This is a genomic window from Chthoniobacter flavus Ellin428, assembly GCF_000173075.1.
GTDB lineage: Bacteria > Verrucomicrobiota > Verrucomicrobiia > Chthoniobacterales > Chthoniobacteraceae > Chthoniobacter > Chthoniobacter flavus.
Map to the genome: position 1 here is coordinate 208,347 of NZ_ABVL01000002.1, position 16,545 is coordinate 224,891.

Sequence of the window (16,545 nt, forward strand, 5' to 3'; positions counted from 1 at the left end):
GCGACGCCGGCCAGGGCGCACAGTGCGAAGGCTTCGACAGACGGCGGCCGTGACGATCAATCCCGGCGACACGACGATAGAGCGCGGCTCCGGATTGGTAGTGCTGGCGGATTTTCACAGCCGTCCGCCAGGAGAAGCGACGTTGGTCATTCAGCCTCTCAATCAGCCGGCCCAACGCATCCCATTGGTGAAAAATCTGGATGACCCGGTCTTCGGCGGCGGATTGCCGGAGGTCGATACCGATCTCACTTATCATGTCGAATACTCGGGTCAATCGACTCGGGATTACGCGGTGAAAATCTTCGAGCATCCCCGTCTCGATCGCGCGGATGCGACGCTCCGCTATCCCGATTACACAAAACTGCCGGACAAGAAAGTGCCGGATACCCACCGCGTGAGCGCAGTGGAGGGCACGAAACTCGACGTCGCCTTTCAACTCAACAAGCCGGTGAAATCGGCGACGCTCGTCGCCAAGGACGGCTCCAAGGTGGAACTTGCGGTCAGTGCAGACAAACCGGTCGCCGAGTTACGGGACTTTCCATTCAAAACGAGCCAGACCTATGAAGTGAAACTCGTGGATGTGAACGGACGGGCGAACAAGTTACCGGCGCAATTCATTGTCGAAGCGCTGCCCAATCGCCGGCCGGGAGTTGAAACTCATTACTCCGAAAGGCGATCCGCGCCTCTCCCCCACTCGAGGAAGTCGCCTTTCAAGCCCAGGTCTGGGACGATTTCGGCCTCTCCCACTACGGGCTCACCGTCAACGTCGCCCGCCCAGGGAGAAAAGGTGATCGAACTGGGGCACGATACCCCGTGCCGACGAGAAGAAAGAGGCGACCTATCTTTTGAAGTTGGAAGAACTGGGCGTGAAGCCGGATGAGCTGATTTCCTGGTTCCTGTGGGCGGATGATGTCGGACCGAATGGCGAGACGCGCCGCACCGCCACCGACATGTATTTCGCGGAGGTGCGACCGTTCGAAGAAATCTTCCGTCCTGATAACAGCGGTGGTGACGATCAACAAGGCGGCGGTGGCGGCGGGGACAACGAGGCGACCAAGCTGGCGGAGATGCAAAAGCAGATCGTCAGCGCGACGTGGAATTTGAAACGCGCCGAAGACGATCCCGAAAAGCCGAGCGCCAAATATCTCAAGGACGAACCGGTCGTCCGCGATTCGCAGGACGAAGCGTTGAAGAAAGCCAACGAGTTGGTCTCCAAAAGCGAAGATCCGAAAGTCCATGCGTTCGCGGAAAATGCCGCGCAGCAGATGAAAACGGCGCTCGATCGCCTGACCAAGGCCGCGACGACCACCGCGCCGTTGCCCGACGCCTTGACCGCTCAGCAATCCGCCTATGATGCGCTGCTCAAGCTGGCGGCACATGAGTTCCGCGTGCGCCGGAGCAAGAGTCAGCAAGGCAAAGGCATGGCCCAGCAACGCCAGCGGCGGCAGCTTGATCAATTGGAGATGAAGGATGAGAAGAAGCGCTACGAGACCAACAAGGAGGCAAAACCGCAGGAAAACGAGCAGCAGCGCGAACAACTGGCCATTCTCAATCGGCTCAAGGAACTCGCGCAACGCCAGCAGGACATCAATGAACGGCTGAAGGAATTGCAGACGGCATTGCAGGCCGCGAAGACCGAGGAGCAAAAGGAAGAGATTCGCCGGCAACTCAAGCGACTGCAGGAAGAGGAAAAGCAGATGCTCTCGGACATCGATGAAGCGAAGCAGAAGATGGAGCAGGCCCAGCAACAGGCGCAATTGGCCGACGAACGCCAGCAACTCGACAAGATCCGCGGTGAGGCGCAACAGGCCGCCGAATCGATGGAAAAAGGCGCGACTTCCCAAGCGCTCGCCAATGGCACCCGCGCCCAGCGGGATCTCCAGCAGATGCACGATGAATTTCGCAAGAAAACCAGTGGCCAATTCAACGAGGAGATGCGGCAAATGCGGAGCGACGCGCGGGAACTGGCGCAGAACCAGGAAGAGCTCGCGGAGAAGCTGCAACCTCAGCCCGCCAAACAGGAACGGCCAACGCTCGACGGCAATAGTGAACGCGAGCAATTGACCGAGAAATTTGCGAAGCAGGAAGGCGACCTGAAGAAGCTGACCGAGAAGATGAAAGACATCAGCGAACAGGCGGAAACCGCGGAGCCCTTGCTCGCCAAGGAGCTTTACGATTCGTTGCGCAAGACAACCCAGGCGGGAACGGATCAGACCCTGGAGAAGACCCAGGAACTCGCCCAGCGCGGCTACGCCAACGAGGCACGACAGTTCGAGCAAAAGGCCCACCAGGAAATAGACGACCTCAAGTCCGGCGTAGAACGGGCGGCCGAAAGCGTGCTCGGCAATGAGGCCGATGCTTTGCGGGCGGCGCGAGCGGAAGTCGATCAACTGAAGAAGGATTTGGATCGCGAGATCGCCCGCGCTCGTCCCGATCTTGCCCAGAATTCTGAAAAGCAGCCGGGAAACCAACCGGGTGAGCCGAATTCGAAAGAAGGCCAGCAGCCGACCGGCAAAGATGGGCAGCAAGGGAAGGCAGGCCAGCAAGGATCGCCGCAATCCGCAGACCGCGAGCAGAAGACTGCCGATAGCCAAAAGGCCGGGGGCCAGCAAAAAGGCGAGGGTCAACAGAAAGGCGAAGGCGAAGGGAAAGAGGAAGGGCAGCAAAAGGGCGAGGGCTCGTCTGAAAATCAGACCGCCGACGCGAAAGGGCAGGGCAAAGGCCAGGGAAAGGGCGGGCAGAATGGCCAGGCCTCCGGCGAGCAAGCCGGTGGTGCGCCTCCACAGGAAGCCTCCGCGCCGGAGCAATTCGCTGGACGCGAAAATCCCAGCGCCCAGCAGGCCGGCAATGGAGGCAAAAGTGGTTCCCCGTCTGCCCGCAACGCCAATGGCGGCGGTCCGCGAACGGCGAGTCGGTTGCTGCAGTTGGCCAGCCAGGCGGGCGAGAATTCCTCGAATAACAATGGAGGTGGCAATGGCGGCGGTGGCGCCGATACAACCTTTGATGGTCCTCTCACCGGCGATCGTTTCGTCGATTGGTCCGATCGTCTGCGCAACGTCGAGGAAATGGGTCGACGATCCCAATCTCCGCGCCGAAATCGCGCGCATCCGTGAAACCGCCAAAGGCGTGCGTATCGACTACAAGCGCAACGGTGCGGAACCGAAGTGGGACATGGTGAAAACGAAGATCGGCAACCCGCTGGCGGAATTGCACGATCGACTCACGGAGGAACTCGCCCGGCGCGAGTCGAAGGAAAGCCTGGTGCCGCTGGACCGCGATCCAGTGCCACCCAAATACGTGGAGCGCGTGCGGCGTTATTACGAGGAACTCGGACATTGATGCTGCAGGTCGCCGCGCTTTATCTGGCTGGTCGGGAATGGCTCTGGCCGGCAGTGGCCGTGGGCGCCGTGGCGCTCTGCTGTGTCGTGTGGTCTTATCTGCGTACGCCGGCATCCCATTTGTTGCGCATCGCTTGCGCCGCGCTGAAGCTCGTCGGCACAGCTATTTTGCTCGTCTGTCTGCTCGATCCCATGTGGTCCTCGGAACGGGCCAAACCGGGCGCCAATGTCATCGCGGTGGTCGCCGATAACTCGCTCAGCATGACATTGCACGATCGCAATGCCGCCGAGTCGCGTGGCGATGCGCTGCGCCGTGTCCTGACCGGTGATCGCAATCTCTGGCTCACCCGCCTTGGCGAAGACTTCGAAGTGCGCGACTACCTGGCGGACACGCGCCTGCTGCCATCGCAGAACTTCCGCGAACTCTCCTTCGATGGCCGCGGGACGGCGCTCGGACATACCCTGGAACAACTGATCGAGCATCATCACGGGCAGCCCCTGGCAGGCGTCATCCTTCTCACCGACGGCATTGCTGCCGACCCAGCCAACATGGAAAAGCTGCGGCAACTTCCCCCGCTCTATCCGGTTATTTTTTCCCGCAGTGCTCCATCGCGAGACCTCGCCATTACCAACTCCACCGTCACGCAGACTTCGTTTGAGGACGCGCCCGTCACGATTCAGGCCGACATCGCAGCCATCGGATTTAGCGGTGAAGAAATCGTCGGCCAATTGATCCCCATCGAAGCTGGCAAAAAGGAAGCTGACGAGAAGCCCATCGCAACGGAAACCGCCATCGTTCCCGCCAATAGCGAGAAGATCGCCCTGCACTTCCAGATTCGTCCGGCGAAACCGGGTGTCCTGTTTTATCGGCTCAAGATTGCGCCCAAGCGGCCGGCGGCGCCGGAGATCACGCTGGCCAATAACGAAAGCGTGATCACCGTGGATCGCGGTTCCGGACCGTACCGCGTGCTCTACGCCAGCGGTCGGCCGAATTGGGAATATAAGTTCCTGCACCGTGCCGTGGAGAGTGATGACCAGACGCAACTCGTCGGCCTGATCCGCATCGCCAATCGCGAGCCAAAATTCACCTTCCGGGGCCGTGAAGGCGAGTCCAGCAACCCACTCTTCCGTGGCTTCGGAAATCAGTCGAAGGAAGATATCGAACGCTACGATCAACCGGTATTCACGCGGCTCAATACGGTCGATGAATTCGAATTGCGCGGCGGATTCCCCAAGACGCCGGAGGAGTTGTTCAGGTATCGGGCGATCATTCTCGATGACCTGGAAGCGGAGTTCTTTACCCAGGACCAGATGAGTCTACTGCAACGGTTCGTCAGCGAGCGCGGCGGCGGGTTGCTAATGCTCGGCGGCATGGAGGCCTTCCGCGACGGAAAATACAGTCGCACGGCCATCGGCGATATGTTGCCCGTCTATCTCGATACCAAGCCCGAAAACATTCCCGAGGGGCGAGTGCACCTCTCGCTTACTCGTGAGGGGTGGCTGCAACCCTGGGCGCGGTTGCGCGCCAACGAAGCCGACGAGCGTCAGCGTCTTGCTGCGCTGCCTGAGTTTGCCGTTCTCAATCGCGTCGGCACGGCCAAGCCGGCCGCCACCGTCGTGGCCACGGTGAGCGACGGCCATCACGACCATCCGGCCCTCGTCACGCAACGCTTCGGCCGTGGCCCGCACCGCCGCCATGCTCATCGGTGATTTCTGGGTGTCCGGCCCTCGGCGATGAAAAGCGGCAGACCGACCTGCTGAAGGGGGTGGCGGCAAATCGTGCGCTGGCTGGTGGCGGACATTTCCGGATCCGATTGAAGTGCGGGCCGAGCCGCAGCCGGATGGCTCCAGCGTCCAACTTCTGGTACGGGCGCGCGATGCCAAATTCCAGCCTCTGGATAACGCCTCGGTAACGCTCAAGGTCTCGCGCCCGGAGGCTCCTGCGGGCGAAGCTCCGCTGATCCTGCACGCCGAACCCTCGGCGAGTGAACCCGGCCTTTACGAGGCCAGCTTCATTCCTCGTGAAAGTGGTGGCTACCGCGTCGACGCAACGGTGGCCATCGAAACGGGCGCGGCAGCGGGGCAAAGCGCCACCGGATGGACCAGCGATCTGGCGGCAGCGGAGTTCCGCGATCTCAAACCGAATCGACCGCTCATGGAAAGGCTCGCGAAGCAAACCGGCGGACGCGTTCTATCGCCCGAAGATCTCACTTCGTTCGCCCGCGAACTACCCTCGCAGCACGCGCCCGTCACCGAAACGTGGACGCGTCCCATCTGGCACACGCCGCTGGTCTTTCTCCTCGCGCTGGCTTGCTTGGTTGGCGAGTGGGGACTTCGTCGGTGGAAAGGACTCGCATGAGAAAATTGCTTTGGCCCCTTGCCGTTCTCGCCTTTGCCGCGCCGTGGCTCATCGCGGATGAATCGACACCTTCAGCCTCGCTGGTCATCGTCGTCGGCACGGGCGGCGAGCTCCCCTATACCGATGCCTTTTCGCAATGGGCGGCCAATTGGCGCAAGGCGGGCAAAGCGGCCGGCGCCCACGTTAGTGCGATCGACAAGAATCAGACCGATTCGCTGGTCCAACTGGAGAAGGCGCTGGAATCGGAAGCGAAAGATGGGCCTGCCGAGCTTTGGCTCGTGTTGCTCGGTCACGGCACCTTCGACGGCCACGAGGCGAAGTTCAATCTTACCGGAAATGACCTCTCTGCATCGGGGTTGGCTACTCTGCTGAAGCCATTCCATCGTCCGGTCATCGTCGTTTGCGGCTTCTCGGCGAGCGGCGCGTTCCTCAAACCGCTTTCCGCTCCTGGCCGTGTCGTCATCACCGCGACGAAGAGCGGCTCGGAAAACAACTTTGCCCGCTTTGGCGGGTATCTTTCGCAAACCATCGCCGATCCCTCGGCGGATCTCGATAAGGATGGGCAAACCTCCCTGCTCGAAGCCTGGCTGGCCGCGGCGCAACGGACGGCGGCTTATTACAAGGACGAAGGCCGACTCGCGACCGAGCACTCGCTGCTCGACGACAATGGCGACGGTCTGGGCACGCCGCCGGACTGGTTCAAAGGTGTGCGCGCCGTGAAGAAAGCTCTCGGCCACCAGGCACCGGATGGATTGCGCGCCCACCAAATCCATCTCGTCCCGAACGCGGCGGAGCGAGCCCTATCCCCTGCCCTGCGCGCCGAGCGCGATGCCATCGAGAAGGAATTGGCCCAACTTCGCGATGGAAAGAACTCCATGCCGGAAGACGCCTATTTCACCCAACTTGAAGCTCTGCTACTCAAGCTCGCTCACCTTTACCAAAATCCGGCAACCCCATCTCCAACGGCTCCTCAATGACAATCCCGCGGAAAGGTCTCTGGCTCGAATGGCTGCTGGTGGTCGTCATCTTCCTCGCTTCGAATCTCAACTCCGGCCTGCGGCAGAAGCAGAACACGCTGAATGGCGGCACGGCTTGGGAGACACCCTATTACAAGCTCGCCCAGCAGTTCGTCCTTCATCAGCCCCGTGAAGGAGAAGCACCCTACGCTTTTCGCCTCGGCACTCCGTGGCTCGTATCGCTTATTTCCAGGCACGATTCGATGCGCGCGATGCGGGCCGCTCACCTCGCCGGATTCGCGGCCACTACGCCGATGGCAGGACCTTACCTTTATTCAGTCGGCGGCCCGTGGCTGACGTCTTTCGTCGCGCCACCCGATCTCTTCCGTGGCTTTCGGATCGTCAACATCACCGGTGGCGCCATCGCCACACTCCTGCTGATCCTTTGGTTACGCGGCTACGTGGGTGATTGGCGGGTCCGGGTGCTGCTGGTCACGCTCTTCCTCATCCAGTGGGATGCGCCACCGCGGCTCGTCTATCACTCACCGGTTCACGTGGATGCCTGGCTCTTCGTCTTCATCCTCGCGGGATTGCTCGTCCTCCGGCGCTATGTCGCTCATCCTTCGGCTGGCACTCTCGCCGCGCTCAGCGTGTTGGCCGTCGGTGGCGCCTATTTCCGTGACGCCACTTTGTTCGTTCCGCTTTCCGCCATCGCGGCTCATCGCCCCTGGGTGAAAGAGAACGGTCGCTGGAAATGGTGTCGCCCTCCGTGGTCGGTCTGCGTTCCGTTCTTCCTCGGCTTCCTCGCCTTCTTATCCACGCGCCATTTTGCCCATCAGACGGACGCCTATTCCTTTTGGCAAACGATCTACCGCTTTCTCTACGACAAGCCGGTGCTCACCTATGTGCATGCCTGGTTCCTCGCCTTTGGACCGGTCCTCTTCATCCTCCTCTTCGACTGGAAGAACGCCCGCGATTTCCTGCTGCGGGAGCAATGGCTGGCTCTTTTTCTTATCGCCGGGATGGGCTTCGGCTTCGTCGGTGGCACCGACACCGAACGCCTCCAGTATTGGTCGATGTCCTGCGTCTACGTCCTCTTGGGCCGCGCCATCGAACGGCTCCGCCCCGTGCTCGCCAGTTGGGCACTCATCGGCTTCCTCGCCATCGGCCAAATCCTCAGCTCACGCATCCTGTGGACCACACCGGACTACCCGACGAACTTCCCGCACACCTTCCCCCTGCTCCAGCAGTTCGGTAGCAACGTCCAGCTCCTCGACCTCTTCTCCTTCCACGGCTATCGGCCCAAGGAATCCCTCTCCCTCGTCGAATACCTGATCTTTGGCGCCATCGTCCTCTACTGGATGTCCCGGCGGGCCAAGCGTCTCGATCCCCTTTCCACGACCACTTTGTAAGGTTGCCGCTCTTTTTTGAAGACAAGCGCGGTCGATTTCGCCCATATTGCCCCTCCCTCGCGTCGGCCTGCCGTGTCCCCGCACCAGTGTGCCGATTCGACCCACGTTAAACCATCAGCTCTTACCATCTACCATCGAAATGAAGTACGGTTTGAATATCCGTGAAAATGGTGCGCTGGACTTCCTGTCCCTCGGCGCGCTCGTCCACCGCCTCGATCCCGGCCCCATCCCTTTCCGCAAAGCCACGCACTGCGACATCCACGTCAGCGGCGGCGAATTCAACTGCGCGGCGAACCTCGCCGACTGCTTCAATCTCAACACCGGCGTTGCCACCGCGATGGTCGACTATCCGGTCGGTCACCTGATCGCTGAACGCGTGAAGGCCATGGGCGTGAAGCCGTTCTACAAGCACTTCAAGCATGACGGCGTCCGCGGCCCGAACATGGCCACCGTCTACAGCGACCGCGGCCACGGCGTGCGCGCCCCCGTCGTCTTCTACAACCGCTGCAACGAAGCGGCCGGCCAGCTCAAGCCCGGCGACTTCGACTGGAACGCCATCTTCGGTCAGGGCGTCCGCTGGTTTCATAGCGGTGGCATCTTTGCCGCGCTCTCCGAAACCACCGGCGAACTCATCGTCGAAGCCATGAAGGCCGCCAAGGCCGCCGGCGCGGTGACCTCGTTCGACCTCAACTACCGCCAGAAGCTGTGGGACATCTGGGGCGGCCACGCCAAGGCCGTCGAAGTGCTGGCCCGCATCGTCGAAAACGTCGACGTGATCGTCGGTAACGAAGAAGACCTGCAGAAGGGTCTCGGCATCGAAGGCCAGGACGTGGAATCCAAGTCGAAGCTCGATCCGAGCGCTTTCTTCGCCATCATCGAGAAGGCCGTGAAGAAGTTCCCGAAGGTGAAGGTCGTCGCGACCACCCTGCGGGAAGTGCACTCGACCAACCGCCACACTTGGGGCGCGGTCGCGTGGATCGACGGCAAGACCTACCAGTCGCCGATGTGCGAGCTCGACGTCATCGACCGCGTGGGCGGTGGCGACGGCTATGCTGCCGGCTTCATCTACGGCCTGCTCAGCGGCGCGTCGGAAGAAGAAGCGGTCAAGCTCGGCTGGGCTCACGGTGCGTTGCTCACCACCTTCCCCGGCGACACCACGATGGCCACGGTCGATCAGGTCAAGGCCTTCGCCAAGGGCGGCTCGGCGCGCATCCAGCGCTAAGCAGCGACCAAAGTCAGTCTCATTTCAAAAGGGCGCGGAGCAATCCGCGCCCTTTTTTTGTTGTCTGTTCCGTCCGCGACGGTAGCGGGCGGTGCCTTGCGCGTTGCTTCCAAGTATTTGAAGAAACGCACCATTCAAAAAATGAGCGTAATTCAAAGGGCAGGTGTCGAGTTTAGAGATCGCGGAGCGATCCAACGCCTGTAGCCGGGGCTTTCAAGCCCCGCTACCGCCGCGAATGCGGCCGTCGCGGAGCGACGTTTGCCATTAGTCCCATAAGTATCGCTCGTCGTAATCGATCCCATGCCGATTTAAAAGCGCAACAAACTCCTCTTTAAACGTCTTTTTCCGATGATGTTTACGTTGATTGGCGATGTAAGTCGTGAGCGCAGGAAGATTGGATTTGCTCACAGAAAACGCGCCATAACCGTCTTGCCACGCGAACCCTTTCATTTCTGGGAATGCCTCTCTCATCCATTTTGAGGAGCCACCCTTGATTTGCTGAATCGCCTTACTGATGGCCATGGTCGGATGTCCACCAACTGCCATGTGGATATGATCAGGCATGCCGCCGACGAGAATTGGGGCCATCCCAACCTCGCGGGCAAAACCACCAAGAAACCTCCAGACACGATCCTCGATTTCGTGATGGATCCATGGTTTGCGCAATTTCGTGCTGAAAACGAAATGGTACTGCAACGATGCGTAGGTGTTGCCCATGTCTCGTTGATAACGAACCGCGCCACCAATGGCAAACGTCGCTCCGCGACGACCGCGTTCGGTGCGGTCACCGGGGCTTGAAAGCCCCGGCTACAGGCGTTGGGTCGCTCCGCGACCTCTCTATTTCATTCCCGATCTCTTGAAACGAGCACCAATCCCATCAAGACCGCGCTCTCAGAGGTATCCCAAACAATTTCCGGCCAACAAAAAGGGCGCGGATTGCTCCGCGCCCTTTTGTTGAATTCTGCGATTTGAAACTTCGCGCCTTTTACACCGTATAGGTGCTCGATGCCGTGGTGCCGCCGCGGCCGGTCCAGTTCGTGTGGAAGAACTCGCCGCGAGCCTTGTCGGTGCGCTCGTAGGTGTGCGCGCCGAAGTAGTCGCGCTGGGCCTGGAGCAGGTTCGCCGGGAGGCGCTCGCTGCGGAAGCCGTCGAAGAACGCCAGCGCCGTGCTGAAGGCCGGCACCGGAATGCCCTTCTTCACCGCCGTGCTGACCACCTTGCGCCAGCTACGCTGCGCGCTCTTGATCGCCTTCTTGAAGAACGGCGCGAGGAGCAGATTCGAGAGCTTCTTGTTCTTGTCGAACGCGTCCTTGATATCGCCGAGGAACGCGCTGCGGATGATGCAACCGCCGCGCCACATGAGGGCGATGCCGCCGTAGTTCAGGTTCCAGCCGTTTTGCTCGGCCGCCGCACGCATGAGCATATAGCCCTGCGCATAGCTCACGATCTTCGAAGCATACAGCGCCTGGGCGAGATCCTTGGTCCACTGCTTGCGGTCGCCGGTAATCTTCGGGTTGCCCGGCTTGAAGGCCTTCGAAGCCTCCACGCGCAGATCCTTCATCGAGGAAACGCAGCGGCTGTAGACCGCCTCCGCCATGAGCGTGATCGGAATGCCGAGGTCGGCGGACGAAATGACCGTCCACTTGCCCGTGCCCTTCTGGCCGGCGGTGTCGAGGATCTTGTCCACGAGCGGCGAACCGTCTTCGTCCTTCTTGGCGAGAATGTCGCGGGTGATCTCGATGAGATACGAGTCGAGCTCAGCCTTGTTCCATTCGGCGAATTCTTCGCTCATTTCGTCGGGCGTCATGCCCAGGCCGTCCTTCATGAACTGGTAAGCCTCGCAAATGAGCTGCATGTCACCGTATTCGATGCCGTTGTGGACCATCTTCACGTAGTGACCGGCGCCGCCTTCGCCCACCCAGTCGCAGCACGGCGAACCGTCGGCGACCTTGGCGGCGATCGATTGGAAAATGTCCTTCACGTGCGGCCACGCGGCCGGCGAACCGCCAGGCATGATCGACGGGCCCTTGCGCGCGCCTTCTTCACCACCGGAAACGCCGGTGCCGATGTAAAGCAGGCCCTTGCTCTCCACGTATTTCACGCGGCGGGCGGTGTCCTCGTAGAGCGAGTTGCCACCATCGATGATGATGTCGCCCGCTTCGAGGTACGGCAGGATGTGATCGATGAATTCGTCCACCGGCTTACCAGCCTTGACCATGAGCATCACGCGGCGCGGACGCTTCAGGTTCTTCACCATTTCTTCCACGGAGTGCACGCCGATCACCTTGCTACCCTTGGCTTCGTTGGCCAAAAACTCGTCCACCTTGGCAGTGGTGCGGTTGTAGGCGACCACGGTAAAACCATGGTCGTTCATGTTCATAATCAGGTTCTGGCCCATGACGGCCAGACCAATGACGGCAATATCAGCAGTAGGTTCCATATTGAGAAAGGGCGTGGAGTTTACTAGCCGCACGGAGGCGTGCGAGAAGTTTTTCGGCTTCTTTCGACAATCAACTGCAACTCTTCAGGCAAACAACTGTTCCAACGCCACACTAACGCCAGGAACGCTGCGGCAAGGGAGTTCCCTTCCGGACAGAATCGTCGCCTTTTCTTGATATACTCCATTCACCGGACGGCGATAAACCTCCACCGCGCAGTCGTTGCCGAGCACGATCCAGTATTCCTCCACGCCCGCTTCGGCATAGACAAGAGCCAACTCACGATCGAGCTCAACACTGGTAACGGCCACTTCCACGACCAACGCGGCCGTGGTCGGATGCGACCTGGCAAAGTCTGCGTCCGATCCTTTCACGATGGCAATGTCGGGCTCAGGTTCCGAGTCGCGCAATGTCAGAGGTTCTTCTTTCCGAGCAGTATAACCCTCGGGCACGAGCGGGAGGAGCAGCTTGAAAAGTCGCGACGCAATCGTAGCGTGAAGGGGCGATTTGCTCATTTTTTCGATGACGATGCCGCGGATGAGCTCCGTACGTTTGCCGTTCTCATTGAATTCACCCAGCCGATGGTAATCCTCAACCGTGAGAGGCGATACTCTCTGGCGCACTTCAGGCAGATCGAGAATCGCAATCATGTCGATAGAGTAGCGTTAAAGCCCTGCCCCGTCGAGGCTACATCTCCCGCGCCCATTCGGGGCGGTTTTTCAGATGGTAGAGCATTTCGCCGGCTTTCGGGACGAGGAGCACGCCTTCGTCTTCGCGGTTGGCGTAGTCGTCGGGATTGATCGAGGCCGGGTCGCGGTAGCCGAGATTGATCTCCTTGCAGACAGACTCCGGAATCGACGTAGCCAGCGTGACCTGCACACGGCATTGCTCCACACCGTTCTCGTATTTGCCGATGCCGCGGACGTGGGTGCTGTGCGCGATCGTGCCCCAAGGTAGGTGCTTGAACTTGTCCCACTGCTTGAGGAAGTAGTCGCGGCAGTGGTAGCCGATCTGCTTGATGAGATGGCCGTGCGTGAGGCTGATCTCGTGGACGTGCGGCGCGTAGATGATGAGCTCCCCGCCATCCGCCACCACCGGTTCGAGCTTGTACATGCATTTCCCGGCCACCCAGATCTCGTCATACATCTTCGGCGCGCAACTGAGCACCGTGTGAAACGGCCGGTCCTTGTAGGTGATATGCAGCTTCTTCGAGAGCTCCGACGCCTCGTCCCAAGCCCCTTCCGGCGACCCGATGAAAAGCCCGGCAAGCTGCGCCTTCTCCACCACCATGCACAGGCAGAGCTTCGGCACGTTGACCATGCCGCCCACGCGATCCACCACCTTGCGAACGGGCGTCCACTTGTTGCCGATCGTCATGGGGTTCGTCACCACTGCGCCCAGCCAGTGGAAGAAATTCAGCACTTCAGGCCCGCTGACGCCGGGGAAAAGATACTTGTTGCCGCCGCTGAAGCCCACGACCTCATGCGGGAATACCGGGCCGCAGATGATGATCTGGTCGTAGTCGTAAAGCTTCGCATTGATCTTTACCGGCACTTCCATTTCGAAGAGTCCGTCGGTCAGTGCCCGGGTGTCTTCCAGTGTCAGGTCACCAATTTTGCGCAAGGCCGCTTCGTTGTCCCATTCGTGATTGAAGAACCGCACCGGCGCGTATTTCGCGCGACGCTCCTCCAGCGAAATCTCCAGCCGCTCGCAGATCGCCTCTTCGCTCATCGGCTGATGCGTTCCGAGGGCGATCATCACGTCGAAATGCTTCGTCGCCCCGCCGATCTGGTCAAATAGCCCCGCGAAAAGAATCCCCAGAGGGCAGGTCCGCGTCGCATCCGGCACGATGAGCAGCACCTTCTTGTCCTTGTAATCCTTGGGCCGGGGCAGGCTTGGGCAATGAGTTCGCGGGCCTGCTCGGCGGAAAGATACGAACCGGGGGAAGCGATTTGGGAAAGAGTCGGCATAAAGAGTATTTAAAACATACCTTAAATCGTCTGGCTCAGGAAGCCCGCCATCGACGCGGATGTCCGTGCCGGTGATAAAGCTGCTGGCACCCGGCGCGGCGAGGAAGACGGCGGCGCCGATCAATTCCTGCGATTCGCCGAAGCGGTTCATGGGCGTGTGGCCCCAGATGGATTTCGTGCGCGCGGTGGGCGTGCCATCTTCGTTGAAGAGCAGCTTGCGGTTTTGTTCCGCCGGGAAGAAGCCAGGGGTTGATGGTATTGACCCGCACGCCTTTGGTCGCCCATTCCCGGGCGAGGAATTGCGAGAGGCTGATGACCGCGGCCTTGCTCGAGGAGTAAGCGACCACGCGCGAGAGCGGCAGGTGCGCGGAGACGCTGGCGATATTGATAATGCTCCCCTTCCCGCGCTGAGCCATGGCCGGGCCGAATTCCTGGCACGGCAGCAGGACGCCACCGACGAGGTTCATCTCGAAATTCGTCCGCCAATCGTCGAGGTTGATGCTCTCGAAGGGGCGCTCGGGAGTGACGGTGACCTTCGGGTCGTTGCCGCCAGCGGCATTGACGAGCACGGTGGGCGCGCCGAGCTCGCGGGTGATGACTTCGTGGGCCTTGGCCAGCGAAGCGCGGTCGAGCGCGTCCGCGGCGAAATACTGTCCGATCCCGCCCGCTTTGCGGATGGCTTGGGCACGGGCCTCGCCGCGTTCGGCATTGCGGCCGAGCACGGCCACCTTGGCGCCGGCGGCGGCGAGTCCATCGGCGAGAGCTCCACCGAGCACACCAGTGGCTCCGATGATGACGGCGACTTCTTGGGAGAGATCAAACAGGTTCGACATAAAAATTGCGGGCTAAAAGAAACGAGTGAGCCCGCCAGAACAAAGCAAAGCTGTCCACTTGGCAAGAGTGCGTGCGGGAGTATATTCGGCCATGATCTCCCGGATCCATGTCTGGCTGTGGGAAGCAATCGCCATCTCCGGCATCCTGCTGCTCTTCCTCGCCCAAGCGGAGTGAGGGCGGTGTTTGAGCACTTGGAACCGGTGATTTTCCAATCGCCGGTGAGATGCTGCCGTGGTGTTTGGGAATTTTAAAACGCAGAGACGCAAAGACGCAGAGGAAAAGGCATTCCCGGGACAAGCGTTTAATTGAAGGAGCAAATTTTCGCGATCAAACGTCGCTTCACTTAGACGCTTGTTTCCTAGTGGCCCCTCTCTGCGTCTCTGCGTCTCTGCGTTTTAAAATTCTTCCCCCTCAATGCCAGAGCGCGGCGATGAAAAACCAACCGATCATCACCAGGCCGATGAAGACATTGGCGATGATGCCGGCGGTGGTGCCGACCACCGTGCCCCAAGTGGATTTCCCGGCGCGGACGAGTTCCTGGCCGGCAATCAATTCTCCCGCCAGCACGCCAATGACCGGCCCGAGCAATAATCCCAACGGAAAAAAGAACATGCCCACGATGGTGCCAATAAGCCCACCGAGCGCGCCCCAGCGGGTGGCGCCAAATTTCTTCGCCCCCAGCGAGCTGCTGGTGAAATCGAGCACGTGGGAGATGATGGTGAGCACGAGCAAGCCGCCCAAAGTCCACCAGCCGACGCTATGCTCCTCGCCCAGAGCCACGCGGTGAATCACCGCAGCGGCGAAGATGATGGTCGTCCCCGGCAGCAATGGAATGACGATGCCGATCATGCCAATGATGAACAGGAAGATTGTGAGCGACCACCAGAGGACAGGCATGAGGAAGTGAGTGGATCCGACTTGAAGTCAGTCTGGAATCGGACGCAACACACTTTCGGTGAAAATACCCACGAGGTCGATTCCACATTCCGTGACGTGGCCCAGATCGTAGAAGATTCATGCATGGAGCCGATTGAATGGGTGGCCAAGCACCGCGCCCGAATCCAGGTCCGCGGCAGCGAGTCAGCGACAAAACGAACCGCGGATTGACTTGCAGCGGCGTTACTGGGTTCATTGGCGTTTCGCGCCGCGGGCTCGCCATCACTGAAGAGTGCGCGCCCTGCGTTCGCTGAAATCCAACACCCAAATCCCAAACCCTCACATCCCATGGCTCTCTCCGTCGGTACCAAAGCTCCCGATTTCACCCTCAAGTCCAAAGGCCCGGATGGCCTGCGCGACGTCGCCCTCAGCGCCAACCTCGGCAAGAAGAACACCGTGGTTCTTTTCTTTCCCCTCGCTTTCACCGGCGTCTGCACGCAGGAGATGTGCGACGTGACCGCGGGGCTGAAGGGTTATTCCGACCTGAATGCGGACGTCATCGCCATCAGCGTCGACAGTCCCTTCGCCCAGGAAGCGTGGGCGCAGAAGAATAGCATCAGTATCACCATCGCCAGCGATCTGAACAAGACGACGGCGAAGAATTACGAGGTTTTGCTCGATGATCTCATCGGTCTCGGCAGCGTGTCCGCGCGTGCCGCCTTCGTCATCGATAAAGCCGGTGTCATCCAATATGCCGAGCAGACGCCGACGCCGAAGGAATTACCCAACTTCGAGGCCATCAAGGCCAAGCTCACCAGTTTGAACTAACTAACAAAACGCGCCTTCGTGTTGAGCGAAGGCTCGTGGCTGCAGCGGTCCCGTTTCGGCGGGATCGCTGCAGCCGGTTAAAACCTAGGCGATTGGTCCGCGGCGTCCACCAATCAAGGAGATGATGAACAGGACGAGGAAGATGACGAAGAGGATCTTGGCAATATAAGCCGCCGTGCCCGCCACGCCGACGAATCCGAGGAGGCCGGCCACGAGCGCGATGATTAGGAAAACAATAGCGTAGTGAAGCATAGGAGTGATCTTTCTATCTATTGCATCGCTGACCCCGGGGGCGGCGCGCGTATGGGGGCC

General features: G+C 60.2%; 16 protein-coding genes. 9 read left to right on the forward strand and 7 right to left on the reverse strand.

The annotated features are described in order from the left end of the window. The first annotated feature begins 49 nt into the window (after window positions 1-49). The 8 genes from CFE428DRAFT_RS03745 to CFE428DRAFT_RS03775 all read left to right on the forward strand — a co-directional run bounded on the left by CFE428DRAFT_RS03745 (window position 50) and on the right by CFE428DRAFT_RS03775 (window position 9,287). The gene (locus CFE428DRAFT_RS03745; RefSeq protein ID WP_006978106.1) at window positions 50-880 is read left to right on the forward strand and encodes a hypothetical protein; all 831 of its coding nucleotides are present in this window, start codon (window positions 50-52) and stop codon (window positions 878-880) included. Beyond that, complete coding sequence (locus tag CFE428DRAFT_RS03750; RefSeq protein WP_006978107.1) at window positions 846-3,113, forward strand: hypothetical protein; 2,268 nt, start codon at window positions 846-848, stop codon at window positions 3,111-3,113. The genes CFE428DRAFT_RS03745 and CFE428DRAFT_RS03750 overlap by 35 nt, the downstream gene beginning before the upstream one ends. A gap of 13 nt (window positions 3,114-3,126) precedes the next feature. Continuing rightward, the gene (locus tag CFE428DRAFT_RS03755; protein WP_006978108.1) at window positions 3,127-3,339 is read left to right on the forward strand and encodes a hypothetical protein; all 213 of its coding nucleotides are present in this window, start codon (window positions 3,127-3,129) and stop codon (window positions 3,337-3,339) included. Further along, entirely contained in the window at window positions 3,339-5,048 is a 1,710-nt protein-coding gene (locus CFE428DRAFT_RS03760; protein ID WP_006978109.1) for a glutamine amidotransferase, read from the forward strand. The genes CFE428DRAFT_RS03755 and CFE428DRAFT_RS03760 overlap by 1 nt, the downstream gene beginning before the upstream one ends. A 109-nt stretch (window positions 5,049-5,157) precedes the next feature. Next, complete coding sequence (locus tag CFE428DRAFT_RS35315) at window positions 5,158-5,697, forward strand: hypothetical protein (RefSeq protein WP_006978110.1); 540 nt, start codon at window positions 5,158-5,160, stop codon at window positions 5,695-5,697. Further along, window positions 5,694-6,674, forward strand: a complete 981-nt coding sequence (locus CFE428DRAFT_RS03765) for a hypothetical protein (protein ID WP_006978111.1) — start codon at window positions 5,694-5,696, stop codon at window positions 6,672-6,674. Before CFE428DRAFT_RS35315 ends, CFE428DRAFT_RS03765 begins: the two co-directional genes overlap by 4 nt. Then, on the forward strand, window positions 6,671-8,065 hold the full coding sequence (locus tag CFE428DRAFT_RS03770) for a hypothetical protein (RefSeq protein ID WP_006978112.1): 1,395 nt from the start codon (window positions 6,671-6,673) through the stop codon (window positions 8,063-8,065). The genes CFE428DRAFT_RS03765 and CFE428DRAFT_RS03770 overlap by 4 nt, the downstream gene beginning before the upstream one ends. A gap of 139 nt (window positions 8,066-8,204) precedes the next feature. Next, entirely contained in the window at window positions 8,205-9,287 is a 1,083-nt protein-coding gene (locus CFE428DRAFT_RS03775) for a sugar kinase (protein ID WP_006978113.1), read from the forward strand. Window positions 9,288-9,551: 264 nt separating this feature from the next. On the opposite strand, the gene tnpA is transcribed toward CFE428DRAFT_RS03775, so the two are convergent. The 6 genes from tnpA to CFE428DRAFT_RS03805 form a co-directional block, all read right to left on the reverse strand. After that, window positions 9,552-10,004 carry an IS200/IS605 family transposase gene (gene tnpA, locus CFE428DRAFT_RS03780; RefSeq protein ID WP_006978114.1) on the reverse strand — a complete coding sequence of 151 codons (453 nt, stop codon included), beginning with the start codon at window positions 10,002-10,004 and terminating at the stop codon, window positions 9,552-9,554. A 268-nt stretch (window positions 10,005-10,272) separates the two neighbouring features. After that, window positions 10,273-11,727, reverse strand: coding sequence for a decarboxylating NADP(+)-dependent phosphogluconate dehydrogenase (gene gnd, locus CFE428DRAFT_RS03785; protein WP_006978115.1), 1,455 nt, complete (start codon window positions 11,725-11,727; stop codon window positions 10,273-10,275). Window positions 11,728-11,811: 84 nt separating this feature from the next. Then, complete coding sequence (locus CFE428DRAFT_RS03790; protein ID WP_006978116.1) at window positions 11,812-12,375, reverse strand: Uma2 family endonuclease; 564 nt, start codon at window positions 12,373-12,375, stop codon at window positions 11,812-11,814. Window positions 12,376-12,412: 37 nt separating this feature from the next. Beyond that, window positions 12,413-13,846, reverse strand: coding sequence for a lactate racemase domain-containing protein (locus CFE428DRAFT_RS03795; RefSeq protein WP_202797347.1), 1,434 nt, complete (start codon window positions 13,844-13,846; stop codon window positions 12,413-12,415). Continuing rightward, on the reverse strand, window positions 13,731-14,528 hold the full coding sequence (locus tag CFE428DRAFT_RS03800) for an SDR family NAD(P)-dependent oxidoreductase (protein ID WP_006978118.1): 798 nt from the start codon (window positions 14,526-14,528) through the stop codon (window positions 13,731-13,733). Before CFE428DRAFT_RS03800 ends, CFE428DRAFT_RS03795 begins: the two co-directional genes overlap by 116 nt. 412 nt (window positions 14,529-14,940) lie before the next feature. After that, entirely contained in the window at window positions 14,941-15,426 is a 486-nt protein-coding gene (locus CFE428DRAFT_RS03805) for a DUF456 domain-containing protein (protein ID WP_006978119.1), read from the reverse strand. A 327-nt stretch (window positions 15,427-15,753) separates the two neighbouring features. Between CFE428DRAFT_RS03805 and CFE428DRAFT_RS03810 the strand changes: the two genes are divergently transcribed. Continuing rightward, window positions 15,754-16,233 carry a redoxin domain-containing protein gene (locus tag CFE428DRAFT_RS03810; protein ID WP_006978120.1) on the forward strand — a complete coding sequence of 160 codons (480 nt, stop codon included), beginning with the start codon at window positions 15,754-15,756 and terminating at the stop codon, window positions 16,231-16,233. Between the two features lie 84 nt (window positions 16,234-16,317). On the opposite strand, the gene CFE428DRAFT_RS35320 is transcribed toward CFE428DRAFT_RS03810, so the two are convergent. Then, window positions 16,318-16,485, reverse strand: coding sequence for a DUF1328 domain-containing protein (locus tag CFE428DRAFT_RS35320; protein ID WP_006978121.1), 168 nt, complete (start codon window positions 16,483-16,485; stop codon window positions 16,318-16,320). Window positions 16,486-16,545: the final 60 nt, after the last annotated feature.

What these genes read in the sequence shown, in the direction of transcription:
- CFE428DRAFT_RS03800 (WP_006978118.1), bottom strand. Translation starts at nt 14,528, where the DNA reads ATGTCGAACCTGTTTGATCTCTCCCAAGAAGTCGCCGTCATCATCGGA.
- CFE428DRAFT_RS03770 (WP_006978112.1), top strand. Translation starts at nt 6,671, where the DNA reads ATGACAATCCCGCGGAAAGGTCTCTGGCTCGAATGGCTGCTGGTGGTC.
- CFE428DRAFT_RS35320 (WP_006978121.1), bottom strand. Translation starts at nt 16,485, where the DNA reads ATGCTTCACTACGCTATTGTTTTCCTAATCATCGCGCTCGTGGCCGGC.
- tnpA (WP_006978114.1), bottom strand. Translation starts at nt 10,004, where the DNA reads ATGGGCAACACCTACGCATCGTTGCAGTACCATTTCGTTTTCAGCACG.
- CFE428DRAFT_RS03810 (WP_006978120.1), top strand. Translation starts at nt 15,754, where the DNA reads ATGGCTCTCTCCGTCGGTACCAAAGCTCCCGATTTCACCCTCAAGTCC.
- CFE428DRAFT_RS03790 (WP_006978116.1), bottom strand. Translation starts at nt 12,375, where the DNA reads ATGATTGCGATTCTCGATCTGCCTGAAGTGCGCCAGAGAGTATCGCCT.
- CFE428DRAFT_RS03805 (WP_006978119.1), bottom strand. Translation starts at nt 15,426, where the DNA reads ATGCCTGTCCTCTGGTGGTCGCTCACAATCTTCCTGTTCATCATTGGC.
- gnd (WP_006978115.1), bottom strand. Translation starts at nt 11,727, where the DNA reads ATGGAACCTACTGCTGATATTGCCGTCATTGGTCTGGCCGTCATGGGC.
- CFE428DRAFT_RS03775 (WP_006978113.1), top strand. Translation starts at nt 8,205, where the DNA reads ATGAAGTACGGTTTGAATATCCGTGAAAATGGTGCGCTGGACTTCCTG.
- CFE428DRAFT_RS03795 (WP_202797347.1), bottom strand. Translation starts at nt 13,846, where the DNA reads ATGAACCGCTTCGGCGAATCGCAGGAATTGATCGGCGCCGCCGTCTTC.
- CFE428DRAFT_RS03760 (WP_006978109.1), top strand. Translation starts at nt 3,339, where the DNA reads ATGCTGCAGGTCGCCGCGCTTTATCTGGCTGGTCGGGAATGGCTCTGG.
- CFE428DRAFT_RS03765 (WP_006978111.1), top strand. Translation starts at nt 5,694, where the DNA reads ATGAGAAAATTGCTTTGGCCCCTTGCCGTTCTCGCCTTTGCCGCGCCG.